This is a genomic window from Undibacterium sp. Di27W (genome assembly GCF_049340345.1).
GTDB lineage: Bacteria > Pseudomonadota > Gammaproteobacteria > Burkholderiales > Burkholderiaceae_D > Undibacterium.
The window spans coordinates 140,050-154,573 of the sequence record NZ_JBMPOS010000015.1 but is presented as its reverse complement, the minus strand read 5'-3'; the positions used below and the strand labels follow the sequence as shown (position 1 = coordinate 154,573).

At 50.6% G+C, this 14,524-nt stretch carries 13 protein-coding genes; 2 read left to right on the top strand and 11 right to left on the bottom strand.

Features of this window, described 5'->3' with window-relative positions; all coding sequences use genetic code 11:
* Positions 1–58 precede the first annotated feature (58 nt).
* The 4 genes from ACO0LF_RS25730 to ACO0LF_RS25715 all read right to left on the bottom strand — a co-directional run bounded on the left by ACO0LF_RS25730 (position 59) and on the right by ACO0LF_RS25715 (position 3,997).
* Entirely contained in the window at positions 59–841 is a 783-nt protein-coding gene (locus ACO0LF_RS25730; protein ID WP_423019249.1) for a LytR/AlgR family response regulator transcription factor, read from the bottom strand.
* A complete protein-coding gene (locus tag ACO0LF_RS25725; RefSeq protein ID WP_423019247.1) occupies positions 838–1,911 on the bottom strand; it encodes a sensor histidine kinase in 1,074 nt (357 codons plus the stop codon). The genes ACO0LF_RS25730 and ACO0LF_RS25725 overlap by 4 nt, the downstream gene beginning before the upstream one ends.
* A gap of 144 nt (positions 1,912–2,055) precedes the next feature.
* Entirely contained in the window at positions 2,056–2,469 is a 414-nt protein-coding gene (locus tag ACO0LF_RS25720; RefSeq protein ID WP_423019245.1) for a cupin domain-containing protein, read from the bottom strand.
* 202 nt (positions 2,470–2,671) lie between these two features.
* Positions 2,672–3,997, bottom strand: coding sequence for an MFS transporter (locus ACO0LF_RS25715; RefSeq protein ID WP_423019243.1), 1,326 nt, complete (start codon positions 3,995–3,997; stop codon positions 2,672–2,674).
* 398 nt (positions 3,998–4,395) lie between these two features.
* On the opposite strand from ACO0LF_RS25715, the gene ACO0LF_RS25710 reads away from it, so the two are divergent.
* Positions 4,396–5,469 carry an acyltransferase family protein gene (locus ACO0LF_RS25710; protein WP_423019241.1) on the top strand — a complete coding sequence of 358 codons (1,074 nt, stop codon included), beginning with the start codon at positions 4,396–4,398 and terminating at the stop codon, positions 5,467–5,469.
* A 90-nt stretch (positions 5,470–5,559) separates the two neighbouring features.
* Here ACO0LF_RS25710 and ACO0LF_RS25705 read toward each other — a convergent pair whose 3' ends face one another.
* The 6 genes from ACO0LF_RS25705 to ACO0LF_RS25680 all read right to left on the bottom strand — a co-directional run bounded on the left by ACO0LF_RS25705 (position 5,560) and on the right by ACO0LF_RS25680 (position 12,774).
* The gene (locus ACO0LF_RS25705) at positions 5,560–6,396 is read right to left on the bottom strand and encodes an HDOD domain-containing protein (protein ID WP_423003578.1); all 837 of its coding nucleotides are present in this window, start codon (positions 6,394–6,396) and stop codon (positions 5,560–5,562) included.
* A gap of 214 nt (positions 6,397–6,610) precedes the next feature.
* Positions 6,611–7,927, bottom strand: a complete 1,317-nt coding sequence (locus tag ACO0LF_RS25700) for a hypothetical protein (protein ID WP_423019239.1) — start codon at positions 7,925–7,927, stop codon at positions 6,611–6,613.
* Positions 7,928–8,081: 154 nt separating this feature from the next.
* Positions 8,082–8,387: a hypothetical protein gene (locus ACO0LF_RS25695; RefSeq protein WP_423019237.1), complete on the bottom strand. Its 306-nt coding sequence runs from the start codon at positions 8,385–8,387 to the stop codon at positions 8,082–8,084.
* Between the two features lie 144 nt (positions 8,388–8,531).
* A complete protein-coding gene (locus ACO0LF_RS25690) occupies positions 8,532–8,954 on the bottom strand; it encodes a hypothetical protein (protein WP_423019235.1) in 423 nt (140 codons plus the stop codon).
* Positions 8,955–9,098: 144 nt separating this feature from the next.
* Positions 9,099–11,771, bottom strand: coding sequence for a prolyl oligopeptidase family serine peptidase (locus ACO0LF_RS25685; RefSeq protein ID WP_423019233.1), 2,673 nt, complete (start codon positions 11,769–11,771; stop codon positions 9,099–9,101).
* Positions 11,772–11,994: 223 nt separating this feature from the next.
* Complete coding sequence (locus tag ACO0LF_RS25680) at positions 11,995–12,774, bottom strand: helix-turn-helix domain-containing protein (protein ID WP_423019231.1); 780 nt, start codon at positions 12,772–12,774, stop codon at positions 11,995–11,997.
* Between the two features lie 121 nt (positions 12,775–12,895).
* On the opposite strand from ACO0LF_RS25680, the gene ACO0LF_RS25675 reads away from it, so the two are divergent.
* Entirely contained in the window at positions 12,896–13,588 is a 693-nt protein-coding gene (locus tag ACO0LF_RS25675; protein WP_423019229.1) for an aspartate/glutamate racemase family protein, read from the top strand.
* Between the two features lie 8 nt (positions 13,589–13,596).
* Here the strand turns inward: ACO0LF_RS25675 and ACO0LF_RS25670 are convergent, their stop codons facing one another.
* Positions 13,597–14,484 (bottom strand): DUF2785 domain-containing protein, encoded by an 888-nt coding sequence (locus tag ACO0LF_RS25670; RefSeq protein ID WP_423019227.1) that lies wholly within the window; start codon positions 14,482–14,484, stop codon positions 13,597–13,599.
* Positions 14,485–14,524 lie beyond the last annotated feature (40 nt).

Sequence of the window (14,524 nt, the reverse complement as noted above, 5' to 3'; positions counted from 1 at the left end):
CGTGCCTGCAAAGGCGGGTTTGCTTTTATGGTTTGTTACTGAAAAAATCAGTGCGGCGTTACATCTGCCTGAAAAGATGCAGGTAGCTGCGGCTGACGGGTAATACATCGGGGCGGCCGCGTATATGCAGTTCGGCTGTTTCATTCATGCCGCGCGTGACTTCACTGACATAGTGCAGATTGACGATGACGGAGCGATGGGTTTGTGCAAAACGATCCGGGTCGAGTTCATCACTGAGTTCACGTATGCTCTTGCGTATCAGTGCGTCCCCACCATCCCAGGCGACCAGGGTATATTTGTCGTCAGAGCGAAGGAAGGCCACTTGCTCAACCGGGATCAGACGCATGCTATTGCCTACTGATGCTTTTATCCATTGCAGGTAGTTTGCTTTTGGGCTGCGCTGGCGCATGTCGCTGGCCATGCGATCAAGTAGAGCGTCATAGCTGGCACCTATGTCATTCGCTTGCATCAATCGCTGTTGCAGGCGCGTGACAGTATCAGCCAGGCGTGCTTCTATGATGGGCTTGACGAGGTAATCAACCGCACCCTGTTCAAACGCCTGCACAGCATATTTTTCGTAGGCGGTAAAGAAGACGATATGCGCCCTGCGTGCGATAGACCTTGCTGCTTCTATGCCATTCAAGCCTGGCATGTGTACATCCAGGAAGACAATGTCGGGCTGATGGATATCAAACATCTCCACCGCTTCACGGCCATTGCGGGCTTCATCGACGATACGCAAATCTGGCCACAGGCGTGCCAGGTTAGTGCGCAGATGTTCCCTGAGCAAGGGTTCGTCATCGGCGATCAAGGCGGTGATTTGCTTGGTGATCTGCTTCATGTCTTGGTCTCTGGATGGAAAATTAATTCGACACGCAAACCATGTGGTGCCTGCTCATGCAAATCGACACGCGCATCTTTACCAAAGCAGGCTTGCAGCCGCGCTTTCACATTGGCCAGGCCAGTGCCTGGTACGGCGGTTTCTGCCATACCTATGCCGGTATCGGCTACCCAAAGCGTTACCATGTTGTTGATATCTTTTTTGCCGCCGACTTCTATTGTGCCGCTTTCCGTACCAGGGTCTATGCCATGGCGCACGGCGTTTTCTACGAGGGTTAACAAAGCCATGGCGGGAAAGCGCAGGCTCTTGAGTTCAGGTGCCAGCCTCAGTTCAAATTGCAAGCGGTCAGGCATGCGCATGTGCATGATTTCCAGATAGGCGCTGACTAACTGCATTTCTTTTTCCAGCGTTGCATCAGCATCGTTCAGGCGTGGCATGGCGGCACGCAGATAGGCGATCAGGTGACGCAGGACGGGCGCTGCATTGTCTGAACCAGCTTCAACCAGTGCCTGCACATTCGCCAAAGTATTAAACAAAAAATGCGGTTCTATCTGCGCCTGCAACAGGCGCAGGCGGGCATCCAGCACTTCGCGTTCCAGGGCGTTTTTCTCCAGTTCCAGTTGCAGGCGATCTGCGCGTTCACGTTGCTTGTCTTCGCGCTTGATGGCGGCGACGGCGACGAGGGGGCCAAAAAACAGCGCAAAAATCGTGCTGGCGGCAAAACCCGATAAGAGATTGTTTGCCTGGATGAAGTTCATGAAACTGCCTGCTATCGCCACATAGGCAGCCAGGCTGGCAAATGGTGCCAGCAGGCAGACGGCAGTCACTCGTACCAGCCAGCGCGGTATCCAGCGTGGCAACCACTGCAAACGCCAGACGCCAGAGACTGTGAATGCCAGCAGCATGACCATGGCAATGAAAGTCGTACGCCTGAGCACTAGCCAGAATGGTGACTGGAAGATAGGCGTGGTCACCCAGGCGATCAAGACACTGATGATAAGCACCACGACAATTTGCCGTGTTCCTGGCAGTGCTGGCCAGCGAGGAGTGGATGCAGTAAGGGTTTTCATGTGCTCAAGATAGCGGTAAGCACAATTTTCGACAAGCTGGATAAGGCAGGCATGCGACCAGTGACGGTTTTCAAGCGCTGAGTGACGGCGGGCGAATGGTAAGATAAAACTGCCCTGCAAAATGACAGGGCAGGCTATAAGGGTTCAATTAGGAGCAGGCGCTGGTGTTGCCAGCGGTTTGTCCTTGTCTACCACGTACACACCGGTCAGCTTGATGGGGACACTGCCATGGTTTTTTGCGCTATGGACGACACCGGCAGGGATGATAAAGCCTTCGCCAGCCTTGAGCTTGCGTGGTGGCTGGTGGGCTACCAACAATTCTACTTCACCTTCCGTGATATAGCTGATTTCATCGCCATGATGGGTATGCCAGCCAACGACGGCACCGGCGGCAATTTCTATGTTGGCAATTATATCTTCCTTGCCGGGTACGGATGAATCTGCCTTGGTGACGATAGTGCGGGTAATGCCTGTGCTTTGTGCCAGCAATGTGCTGCTGATGAGCAAGAGGCTGAGGGCAGTCAGTTGACGCCAATGTCTTGTTTTGGTTGAGTGCAAGATGGATCTCCCTGGTTGGATAGGCATGCGCTTATGCGCATAGACATATTTACTATCCTTTTTGATCAGGGAGTCAAGCTAAGATGTGGTTCTCTTGTCAAGATACTGGCGGGTGTTGTTTCCTGAGTCTTAGACTAGTGGCTTAAACTGAGACTGAAAGTATGCCAGGGCGTGTGTTTTGTACTCACCCTGGCGGCAAGGCTTATGCGTCTGCAGTTTTTGCCATGTTATCTGGCGCATCTTTTGTATCGGCTTCTTTGCCATGTGAAGCACTGTCGCCAAAAGACACGAAGCGTGTCATGAGCAGCACGGGGATGGCGCTGAGCAAAACCCAGAGGAAAAAATTCTTGTAGCCCAGGGCGATTTGTATGTCACCACTGATGGTCTTGAAAAACACAAAGCCCAGTTGCATGACGCCTGTGCCCAGCGCATAGTGGGCAGTCTGGTATTTGCCAGGAGCGACCACTTGCATGATGAACAGGATCAGGCCGACGAAACCAAAGCCATAACCAAACATCTCAAATGCCAGAGCGGCTGTGATGACGGTCATACTTTCTGGCATGCTGCTGCTGAGGAAGAAGAAAGCCAGATTGGGCGTATTCATCGCCAGTATCAACCATGGCAGGGCGCGTTTCAAACCCAGCCAGGAGGCGAAATAACCACCAAGGATACTACCACCCAAAAACGCGATCGTGCCAGCTATACCGTAGGCCGTGCCAACCTGGTCAGTCGTCAGGCCCAGACCACCCAGGTTTTTGGCTTCACGCAAGAACAAGGGGCCTATGGTTTGTATCTGACCTTCGGCAGCGCGGAACAGAATAATGAAAATAATGGCCAGCCAGATGCCAGGTTTTTTGAAAAACTCAGTGATCACATCTTGCAGGGTCACAAAAATACTGTGCATGGATGCTTTGGGAGCCGCATTTTTTTCACCTGGCAAGGCCCAGCTGTTATACAAGCCAAGTGTGAACAAGAGCACACCCATGATGGCGAAAATAATGGTCCAGGCCTGTGCTGCTGGCAGAGTTTTTTCGAGGTAACCTGCCAGATACACCAGGCCACCCAGAGAAATGAATTTTGCACCGTTAAAGAATGCGCCTTGCCAGCCGGCATACTTGGCCTGCTGTTTGTTACTCAGGCTGGCCATATACAAGCCGTCGGCGGCGATGTCATGGGTGGCGGAAGAAAGTGCCACCACAGCGAACAAGGCAATACTGATGGCAAAATAAGCGGGCAATTGCAGCGACAATGCCACCAGGCCCAGAGCTGCGCCGCCTATCAGCTGGAACAGGATGACCAGCATTTTCTTGCTGCCTGCGGCTTCCAGGAAAGGACTCCACAAAGACTTGAAGACCCAGGCCAGGCCAAGCAGGCCAGTCCAGTGAGCAATCTGGTCGTTTTGTACCCCCATACTTTTATACATCAGGCCAGCGATCAGGGCGACTGCATAAAACGGCAGGCCAGATGCGAGGTACAAACTTGGCACCCAGCGCATGGGTCGTGGAGTCTTGGTTTTTTCTATGCTCATGGATTTGTCTCTATTTGATGGTTCTTGAAAACCGCGTAGGTCTTGCCTGTTTTTTTGTTTTTTACTGCCAGCATGAGAAACATACTAGCCACAAAATTGCTGGTCAACTGGTTTTATATTTGCAATGCCACTTAAGTGCCAGTAAGATGTGGCTGACTTGGAATTGGTCTGTAATAATAGGCGGCACGCATAAGAATTTTATATATTTTCTCTATGAAATAAGTTTTTTATGCATGGCTTTAATCTATAAGGCCAGATTCAATACCACTTTGTCAGATTTTATCACTGGTATTATCCTGCGTGTAGCCCGCTTCCTGGTTTTTCTTGATGCCGGACGACGCGACAGGCATAAATTGGTATTTCTGCACTGGTCTCAGTGCGCTAGGGAGAACTTGGGTATGTCTACAGTAAAACGTTACGCAGCATTGGATGCCATGCGCGGCCTGACAGTGGCCGCCATGCTGTTTGTGAATAATGCTGGTGACTGGTCGCATGTCTTCCCCTGGCTGGAGCATGCGACATGGCATGGCTGCTCGCCTGCCGATTTTATTTTTCCGTTTTTCCTGTTCATACTCGGCGCTTCTCTGGCCATGTCATTAGACGCGCAATTAAGCAAGGGACTGGATATCGCTGTCGTGCGCAAGAGCATACTCTGGCGCAGCTTGCGCATGTTTTTGCTGGGTGTAGTTTTGCACCTTATTGCCTGGGCCTTGATAGATGGGCGACATTTCCGCTTGCTGGGGGTGTTGCAGCGCATAGGGATTTGTTATGCCGTGGTGGCCTGCCTGATTATCCATGTGCGTCAGCTTTCCAGTCAGATCATGATTTGTCTGGGCGCCATGCTGGTGTATTGGGCATTGTTATTTTTTGGAGGTTCCTACGAGCCGCACCTGAACCTGGTCGACAAGATAGATACGGCAGTATTGGGCAAGCTGGCCTATAGCTATGATGTGCAGACTGGCCTGGCGCAAGAGCCAGAAGGCTTGCTGTCGACATTCATGGCCATGGCCAGTGTCATGTTTGGGGTTTGGGCGGGCAGGGCCATGCGTGATGGACAGTTGAAGCAAATGCTGGCCGGGGCTGCTGGCCTGATTTTGCTGGCGCTGATATGGTCAGCTTATCTGCCCTTTAATAAGCAGTTGTGGACGCCCTCCTTTGTTTGCTGGACCAGCGCCTGGGCCATCTTGCTCTTGCTGGCCATGCATATGCTGATAGACAAACAGGGTTGGCCTGCGCTGGGAAAAAGTTTTGGCGTGAATGCAATCGCGGCTTATGCCGGGGCGTGGGTAGCAACCTGTGTATTGGCCTGGACTGCTTGGGATAATCTGATTTACCAGCAAATATTTGCACCTGCACTGGTCGGCCGGTTTGGCGAGGATTTTTCATCCTTCGCTTATGCTGCTGCATTTACTTTGATGTTTGCTGCCCTGACTTTTGGAATGAATAAAAAGGGCTGGCGGATTACGATATGAATGTCGAGATGAAAGATCGCGAATAATTTTTTCTATCCCAGCCAACATTCATAAAGTGGCTGGGATAGTTTTATGTAAGCCGTATTTGCACTACATCATTAAAGCTGTGGCGAGCGTATCAATTTGCTCTTCCTGCTCATCCATGATGATCTGGAAGCTGCTGTCGTCAGTATCAAAATTCAGGCGGCGGGCAAAGCGTTTATTGTAATCCCTGTCAGGATCGTGCAGCGGTGACAGTACGGGCGCGATATCATTTGCCAGGATCAGGGTGTCACCCAGGGATTCTGGTGGGAAGGCACAAACGCCATGCCACATGGCTTCCACCGCGTTCATGACACTCTCAGGTATATTCAACTGGCGCATGATGCCGCGACCTATCATGCGCTCACCATATTCTATCCATATTTCTGGTTCACCATCAAGCAAGCCAGGGAATTCCTCAGCCCGCGAGATCAGATAAAAACCGCCAATTTCATGGACTATGCCAGCAAACATGGCCGTTTCAGGATCAACCCTGGTGACTTGCTTGGCGATGACCTGGGCCAATGAAGACACATGGGCAGAATGCTCCCATAATTTGTCCGCCTTGGCTTTCAGGACGGGGTCTTTGACCTGGCTATTGAGCTGGCGCACGATGACTGCAGCCAGCATGGCTTTCAGGCTGCGAAAACCCAGGCGGTTGACTGCCAGCCTGACATGCGTGATTTCACTGGTTGAGCGGCGATAAGCTGCAGAATTAGCGATGGCGACTGTGCGTGCAGATAGCAGTGGGTCAGCCATGATGAGCTTGGCAGCCGTGTCGATATGACAATCAGGGTCGTCGAGGATACGCTGTAGTTTTAGCGAAGCTTCCACATTGGTAGGGAAAACGATGTCCCCACGATTGATCTCTGTGGCTATGCTTTTAAAAATTTCCAACCTGTCCATGACTTTCTCCTGGTAATCATCTGGCGATTCCCCCAATGTATTGGCCTATGCTGCATGTTGCGGCTAGTGCAGAATATTAAAAGTTGCCTTAGGGAATGATCGACTGTCTTCATGATAGTCAAAGAATTCTCAAAAGCAACTTCTAATTTAACTTTATTTTGCAATCATCCAGAGCCTGTCGATAGCATACGCGCTCAGGGAAATCTTGCAAGTTTTAATCAGGGGGGTAATTTACCAAAATATCGACCACTACGTATATAGACGGAAAATCATCTCTTTGTACTTTGACATGGTAGGTGCCGCTTTTTGCTGGCGCAATATAGTTACCCAGCAGGCTGATTTCACCCGCATCGGCTTCAACAATGCTCCAACTGACAGGCTGGCGTATGTACATGATGTTAGGTGGGTAATTCATATCCGCCTTGAGCGCAATGCTGCCGCCAGGCATGACATTGACGATGTGATGTTCAACACTCAAGGTCGGTATAAAGCCAGTCGATGTATTATTGACTATCACCATTGCAGTCGCGCTCAGGGTAGGGAAGTCTTCTCTTTGTGCCCGCACGTGATAGATGCCGGGCTTTAAAGGCGCGATGTATTCGCCATTGCTGCTGATGCTGCCACCATCTGCTTCCACGACTTGCCATGTCACAGGTTGGCGCAGATAGTTGACGTTTTGCAAGTAATCAATTTTTGCGCTCAGCACTTGCTTGCTGCCAGGCTCGAGTATCATCGCCGCCGGGAAAATATCTATCCTGCCTGCAGTTTCCCATAACCCGGGGCCGCTGCAAGACAAGGTCTGGCCATCTGCTCCCCTGACTAGGCAGCCTTGGCGGCCAAATACCATCATGGCAGGCGTAATTTTTGACAGCATATTGAGGAGGGGCTCATACAAGTTGCTTGCCAGTGTCAAATTCAAGGTATCGAGGATTTTGTCCTGGCTGTCGCCGGTGCCGGGTGCGCTGCTGGCAGCTGCTTTTAACGGCGTACTATAAAATTCGCTGAGGCTGCCGGTATCCAGTAAGCCGCTTAGTACGGCACTGACATCTGCTTGTGCTGTTTTTATAGTGGCAGCCGTGACGGTTTTGTTGATGGCATCAAAGTCTGGATTGGCAAAAACAATCTTCATATCCGCCAGCATCAGTCTGGTGGACAACATTTCAGTCAAGGGCGTCAGGTTGATGATGCCTGCATTGATGGCTATTGCATGTAGTTTCCTGCCATTGGCTGGATTACTGGTTTCCAGCACGCAGGGCAGGGTACTGCCTGCTGCCATGCTGATGCTGAATGTGCCATCAGCCGCTGTTTTAGTACTGCCGCTGGCGCCGCGGCATTTGACGCTGAGGTTGGCATCGGCAATGGCCAGGCCAGTGGCTGCCGTGCCGCGCAAACTGGGGCCAGCAACTACTTGCGTTTGTGGATTGCTGTTGCCAGTGCTGTTGCTACTATTATTAATGCCGCCCCCGCAAGCAGAGAGCAGGCCGGTAGCGAAGCAAATGCTTACGGTCAGAAATAAGTACTTAGCTTTCAATTTGTCGTCTCGCCATCTGTTTTATCATCTTATCATCTTAGACTTTGCGCAGATGCAGATGACTAAAAACTGTCGAGAAAATGTCATGAATTTGTAGCTGCCACCTATTTCCTTATTTGCTGAGATGGCTTTCTGGACTGGGACGCAAATGTGATTATTGCCTGTCAGTATGTCGCTCTATGTAAACGGCGTTAATGGTCTCGCCGCGAGCTTTGGGTTTGCCCTGCGTGCTACCCATAGTGAACACCGCGAGAAATAGCTTGATCAGTACAAACACCACAAACAGAGTGATGATCAGTGGGATGATGGTAATCAAAAGGGCAAGCGCGATACACACCATTAATACTTTTGGTAAAGGCGTGCGCAGCAGTCGTGTGCCCACTTTTTGCCCTATCTGGCGAAATTCCTGGGCTACTTGTCTGAACACAGAATACAAATACTGACTGGCGCTATTTTTCATGAACGACTCCTGAAGGTGGTGCTTGCTTATTTACTTGCTATGCAGCGGTGACGTCATTATCAAGATGCCAGCCAAAATAGTCTACGGTAATTTTAAGAACAAATTGCCGATGCGTCCCATGCATACTTTGCATGCTGTTGTTCTTCATTGGACTAATTGCGATGCGTAGAATTTAAGCGACTCAGGGAATTTAATGCAAGTGTTGAAATTTCGTCTTCCTGCAAGCTCGCGCTTGTCGATATCTTCAAGTTTTTTCCACACGGCCACCATGGCCGCAGGTACTTCCTGTTTCGATGCGCCTTTATCGTTGACGAAGTGCTGCTCCAGCGTATTGATAGATCGGGATAGTACCGTGGCATGTTGATTACGCCATTTTGTTTGTTGGGGAATTGCCTGTATGTGCAATTTATTCTCGCAGTACTCACCTTCACTTTTGGCTGTCTGAAAAAACATGAGATTTCTATATGCTCCTTGTTCAGTCATTGCGCTGACGCTGTTGCTGATGCCTGCCATACTCAAGAGCAGGAGTGCAGGTTTTAGAGATACTTTCATTTGCAGATAGGGCAAGGAATTGGTCAGGACCGTATTATCAATAAACGATTAGCAGAAATCCACGGTAATTTCAGTCTGGCATTACCGGCGCAATAAACCATGTAAAAAAACGGCTGAGGAGTTTCCTTCAGCCGCTTATTGATACATCAGGCAATAAAATTATCTCGCCTTGCCCAAATGCTGCAGGAAGAAGGCTTCATATTTCTTGTGCAGTGCTTTTGGTTTGACCGTACCACCAAGACCGTGTTCACCATCAGGATCAAGGAAAAGATCAACCAGAGATTCCTTGCCATTTTCCAGCAGGGCGCGATACACATTCACCGTGTCCTGATAAAGCACATTCGGATCTTGCATGCCATGTACCAGCAGCAGCGGTTTTTTCAAGCCAGCAGTCAGGGGCAGTAAAGAGTATTTACGCAGATTAGGTTTGCTGCGCTCGGTCTTGCCTATGGTGCGGCCGCTATACCAGCTATTATAGTTCTCCCATTCTGTCGGGCCAGCACCGGCGATACCAGCAGCGAAAGTATCGGGACTGGTGTACATGGTGTACTGGGTCTGGAAGCCGCCAAAGCTCCAGCCTGTGAGGCCTATGCGTTTGCCATCGACGCCCAGGTTCTTTTGCATGTATTTGGTCAGGTCTTCCAGGTCTTCTGCCTGCGGTTTGCCTACCTGTTCCCAGTTGGCATCACTGAACTTGCGGCCATAATTGGAGTGGCCGCGTGGGTCTACTGCGACTGTGACATAACCATGCTTGGCTGCCATATACATGCCAAACATATAGGCAGTTTGCTGGAAGCTGTCAGTCTCGACGATGTGCCTGTCATTCAAAGGGCCACCGTAGGTGTAAACAATGGCAGGGCGATGATCAGATGAACTCAGACCGACTGGCTTGAATACATAGGCCTGTATTTTGTCGCCATGGCGGTTGGTGTAGCTGAAGCGCTCTGGGCGTTGCAGGTCTATCGCATTCCATTGCGGGTCATGGCTTTGTGTCAGCGTCGTTGATTTCGTTTTGCTGATATCCAGCAGTTTCAATTCAGGGCGACTGGCCCATTGACCAGCCATGCTGGCCAGCTTGTCGCCGCTGTCTGTCACTGTGCTATTGCGATAGAAGTCACCAGCCTGGCCCAGGGCTTTCATGTCACCTGTTGCAAGATCAACCTTGTAAGCATTCATGGCTGCAAAATCATCCTTGTTGGCGAGTACGAACATGGATTTATTGTCATCGCTAAAACCGATGATGTTGTGCGCTTCAAAGTCGCCTTTCAGCAAGGGTTTCACGCTGCCATTGCTGACATCAATGACATAGGGCTGGCGATAGCCTTGCTCATCGAGGACGGCAACCAGTTGCTGGCTGTCGGCGGTGAAGCGTGGTGCCAGTACATTGACGACTTCATGGCCAACGTTGCCGCGTCTTTCCAAAACCATCTGTGGCTTGACGCCTTCTTCTGCCTTGCCTACATAGATGCGCAATAAGTCTTTTTCACGTTCCCAGGTAGAGAAAGTATAACGGCTACCATCTTTGGCCCAGGCAACCGGGCTCATTTCAAACCAGACATCGCCACCCTCATTGGTGAAGACGGGTTGTGGCTGGCGTGCAGAGGCATCGCCAACACGGCGTATATACAGGGCCGTTGCGGGTATCTTGCGTTTGTCGTCGGATACTTCACGCGATACTTTTTTGGCCGTAGCAAAGCGCTCGCTGTAGTTCATGATCTCGACCTGGCGTTCGGCAGGTGGAGGTGGTTTGCCATTTTCTGGTTTGGCATCCGGTGCCTCGGCAGAAATCGCCATCCATTGCTTGTCTTCACTGAGCACGGTACTGGCAATGCGGTATTTCTTGTCTGCGTCGTCTGGGTGTATCAATTCGCGGTTCAACTGGCGTATCGCGCTGCTGCTAAAGCTGGCGTTGAACAGACGTTTTTCATCCATGTAGATATAGCCATTATCATCTGCTTGGTAGGCGACGATGCGTTCGACTTTGTCGGTTTGGGTCAGGCGTTCTATCTTGCCATCTGCTGCGTTCAGGCGGAACAAGTCACCGCGGTACTGGAAGATCAGTTCATTCTTTTTATTCGCCCAGACCAGGGCATCTACACCTGGGTAGAGGTCGCTGGGCTTGAGCTTTTCTTTTTCCAGTTTCTTTTTCAGCTCGTCACGCAGTTCCCAGATTTCCTTGGCCTTGTCGTCCTTGACGTCTTTCTTTTCATCTTTCTTGTCGCTATCAACCTTGGCTACACTGGCTGTGCCGGTTTTGGCGGCAGCAGCAGCGGCTTTTTCCCTGGCTGCTTCAGCATCGGTTTCAGCCTTCTTGGCGGCGTCCTTGGCTTTTTTCTCGGCCAGTTCACGCTTTACTTCTTCCAGCGCAGCTTCTTCCCACTGCATCAGGTTGACTTTTTCGCCGCGCAGATAGGCTGCCTGGGCTTCAGCTTTGGCCTGGCGTTCGGCTTCTTCTTTTTCTTTTTGTGCTGCTTTTTTATCGAAGCGTTCCCAGTCTTCTGGCGCGTCGTAAGTTTTCATCAGGGCTGGTGAAGTAATGCGTTTGGTTTCACCAGTCTGGGTGTCATGCACATACAAATCAAAACCATTTTCACCGAACGGGTTCCAGGCGTAAGCCAGGTAGCGGCCATCCTTGCTGAATTGTATATGGCGTGCGGCCTGGCCTGCATAGCCTTTGGCGCGATATACCTGTTCCAGTGTCAGGTCGGCTGGTTTGATTTTGGCGATACTCGCAATAGCTGGTGCTGCCTGCGCAGTTTCTTGAGGAAAGAGCAAGCTGGCTGCTCCGCTAAAAGCGAGTGCGATACTGACGGTGAGAATTTTCGGAGACATAGTGAAAACCTTGGTTTTAATATAATTAGCAGGTTGTGGATGGGTGAAGAGGTGATGCGAAAATAGCGATGTTAGCAAGTTATTGGCGGAATTAACGCATTTTCCATAGACAAATGCCAGCCCATACAGTTCCATGGGAAAGTAATTTCTGTGAAATTCGGTAGAAAATTTGCTTTTGCTTTTTTAAAGCGAAGATCGCTTTAGTTTTTTGCCGGAATCATCTTCAAGAAGATAGTTTGCGGTATTGCTGAGGACTGAGCCCCAGCCGGGATTTGAAGGTGCTACCCAAATGGGATTGCTGAGCAAAACCACAATCTGTGGCAATCTCAGCGATAGATAAATTGCTATTTATAAGCAGTAAGCGGGCTCTTTGCAGTCGGCGTTCTGAAATATAGGCATGCGGCGTCGTGCCTGTGGCATGGGTAAAGCTGCGCAAAAAACGCAGGAGTGGCATATTTGCTATTGCCGCCAGTTCTTCCAGATTCAATTGTGTATCGAGCTGGTCTTCGATGTAATCCAGTATGCGTCCGTGCAAGGCTTTGTCTTCAGCATAGAGACTGCTTGCAGCTCTGGTGTTGGCGAGTACCAGCCCTCGTTGCAAAAACAGACTCGCTTTTTCTTCCAGTAGCTGAGCATCCTTGTCTTTTTGTAAAAGCAGGCTGCGCAATTGCCACGCCAGCATGACGGCCTGTTTGTCACCATGAAATATCTGTCGTGGCGAAGCCGCTGACATGCCCGCCAATAGCTCAGGTCTGGTGATGTGCATGAGCAGATATTCTCCGCCATGCGCAGATTCCGAAAACATGGGCAAGCCAGCTTCACTGATCGCGAAGTCACCTGGCCAAGCATCGAAATCCTGGCGAACATCGCTGGCGATGGCATGCACACCTTGCTGGCGTGCAAATGCCAGGCCCAGGCTGGTGTGGGTTGATGCACCATTGATGGTATAAGGTGTGGCTGGTAATAATTCCAGTCTTGCCCACTTGATATCTGCGATATCCATGCTCATTGCAAAAATTCTTTGCTGAAATTTCTTGATAGCCAGAGAAATATTAGCTGCCTATTATAGAGGCATTCACCTCATAGGCCAGCGTAGCGGCCTTTAAATTTGACATGGAGTTGCAATGAAAATCATAGGCCTGATCGGTGGTATGAGCTGGGAATCCACTATCCCGTATTACAAACAAATCAATGAAACCATCAAGGAAAAGCTGGGTGGCCTGCATTCTGCAAAAATCATACTTTACAGCGTAGATTTTCATGAGATAGAGAGACTGCAACATGCAGGTGACTGGGATGCCGCCGGGGTCATCCTGGCACAAGCTGCGCGCTCACTGGAATTGGCAGGAGCAGATTTTCTGGTGCTGTGTACCAATACCATGCACAAGCTGGCCAAGGTGATTGAGGCTGCGGCGGCGATTCCCTTGTTTCATATCGCTGATCCTACTGCACTAGCCATCAAGGCTGCTGGTCATGGCACAGTGGGTTTGCTGGGTACCCGCTTTACCATGGAACAGGATTTTTACCGCGAGCGTTTGCACAGCAAGCATGGTTTGCAAGTACTGGTGCCTGAGCTGGCAGACCGTGGCATCATCCATCAGGTGATCTATGAAGAACTGTGCCTGGGCAAGATCAATGCTGCATCGCGCCAGCAGTATCGCCGCATCATGGAAAACTTGAAAGAGCAGGGTGCACAAGCCATCATCCTGGGCTGTACCGAGATCAGTTTGCTCGTTGGCCAGGATGATGCCGGTGTGCCGTTATTTGATACCACGGCGATTCATGCACGTAGTGCGGCATTATGGGCCTTGCAGTAATAGAGTCTTTAATTGACCTTTTGCAGAGCATCTCTCAATGCAGGTAGCAAATTTTCCCTCAGTGCTGGATCGCTGCTTTCCCGCACTGAAAAATACAGGGGCAGTAAGAAGGCGCTGAGATTATGCCGCTGTGCCAGTCTGGCCTGAGTATAAGAGCCGGGCTGTATGCTTTTTTCCATGAGTTTATTGAACCATAGATCCCAGTCGCGTTTATTGAAGCTGGGTGTTTTTGCCAGGTAGTACACGGCAGTCATCAACCTGACGCCTTCTCCGTACTGGTAAAAATGGCTGGCGGGCGCGACCTGACTGGCGATGGCTGCCAGCATGGTTTCATGCTGGGCTTTTTCTATGGCCGGGTTCATTGCCAGTTGCAACATCAGATCGGCGCTATGGGCTATGCCATGGCGCCAGCCTTCTTTTTCATCAAAGCCACGATAGTCGCGCAGATTGCTCAGATAGTGACTGGCCGCGTTGACGATATCGACTCTTTCCTGAGCGCTCAGATAAGCTTTTTTCCTGTCTACCCGCACCAGTTCTGCCAGCGTCAAGATCGCAAATGGTCGCAGAAAACTACTTTCTTCTGCTGCCGGTGCTTGGACTGCATTCAGCATTTTTATACGCAATGCGGTGAGTGAGGGCAGAGCCAGTTTCTCTGCGCGCATCCAGGCTGACAATCCCTCAAATGCCAGTTCATCACGCAATTCTGCGTCGGCCACACCCAGACAATCAGCCGCAGCGAGTGCCAGGTGCTGGCGCTTGCCATCATCATCGAGCTTCCAGCCAGCAGATTTTGCGGACTTTAATTCTTGTTTGCTTGATTCATCACAATCGGCAAGTGCGGCAGTGGCAGTCAACATGAAGGTGAGCAGGCAAAAAGAAGAGATCAGGCGACGCATGAGTGCTATCCATATAGGAGAGGAAAGATTGACAAGTGTG

Bases quoted from the DNA above. Each gene is read 5' to 3' on its own strand.
- ACO0LF_RS25730 (WP_423019249.1), bottom strand. From the start codon at position 841: ATGAAGCAGATCACCAAGCAAATCACCGCCTTGATCGCCGATGACGAA.
- ACO0LF_RS25725 (WP_423019247.1), bottom strand. From the start codon at position 1,911: ATGAAAACCCTTACTGCATCCACTCCTCGCTGGCCAGCACTGCCAGGA.
- ACO0LF_RS25715 (WP_423019243.1), bottom strand. From the start codon at position 3,997: ATGAGCATAGAAAAAACCAAGACTCCACGACCCATGCGCTGGGTGCCA.
- ACO0LF_RS25710 (WP_423019241.1), top strand. From the start codon at position 4,396: ATGTCTACAGTAAAACGTTACGCAGCATTGGATGCCATGCGCGGCCTG.
- ACO0LF_RS25705 (WP_423003578.1), bottom strand. From the start codon at position 6,396: ATGGACAGGTTGGAAATTTTTAAAAGCATAGCCACAGAGATCAATCGT.
- ACO0LF_RS25695 (WP_423019237.1), bottom strand. From the start codon at position 8,387: ATGAAAAATAGCGCCAGTCAGTATTTGTATTCTGTGTTCAGACAAGTA.
- ACO0LF_RS25685 (WP_423019233.1), bottom strand. From the start codon at position 11,771: ATGTCTCCGAAAATTCTCACCGTCAGTATCGCACTCGCTTTTAGCGGA.
- ACO0LF_RS25680 (WP_423019231.1), bottom strand. From the start codon at position 12,774: ATGGATATCGCAGATATCAAGTGGGCAAGACTGGAATTATTACCAGCC.
- ACO0LF_RS25675 (WP_423019229.1), top strand. From the start codon at position 12,896: ATGAAAATCATAGGCCTGATCGGTGGTATGAGCTGGGAATCCACTATC.
- ACO0LF_RS25670 (WP_423019227.1), bottom strand. From the start codon at position 14,484: ATGCGTCGCCTGATCTCTTCTTTTTGCCTGCTCACCTTCATGTTGACT.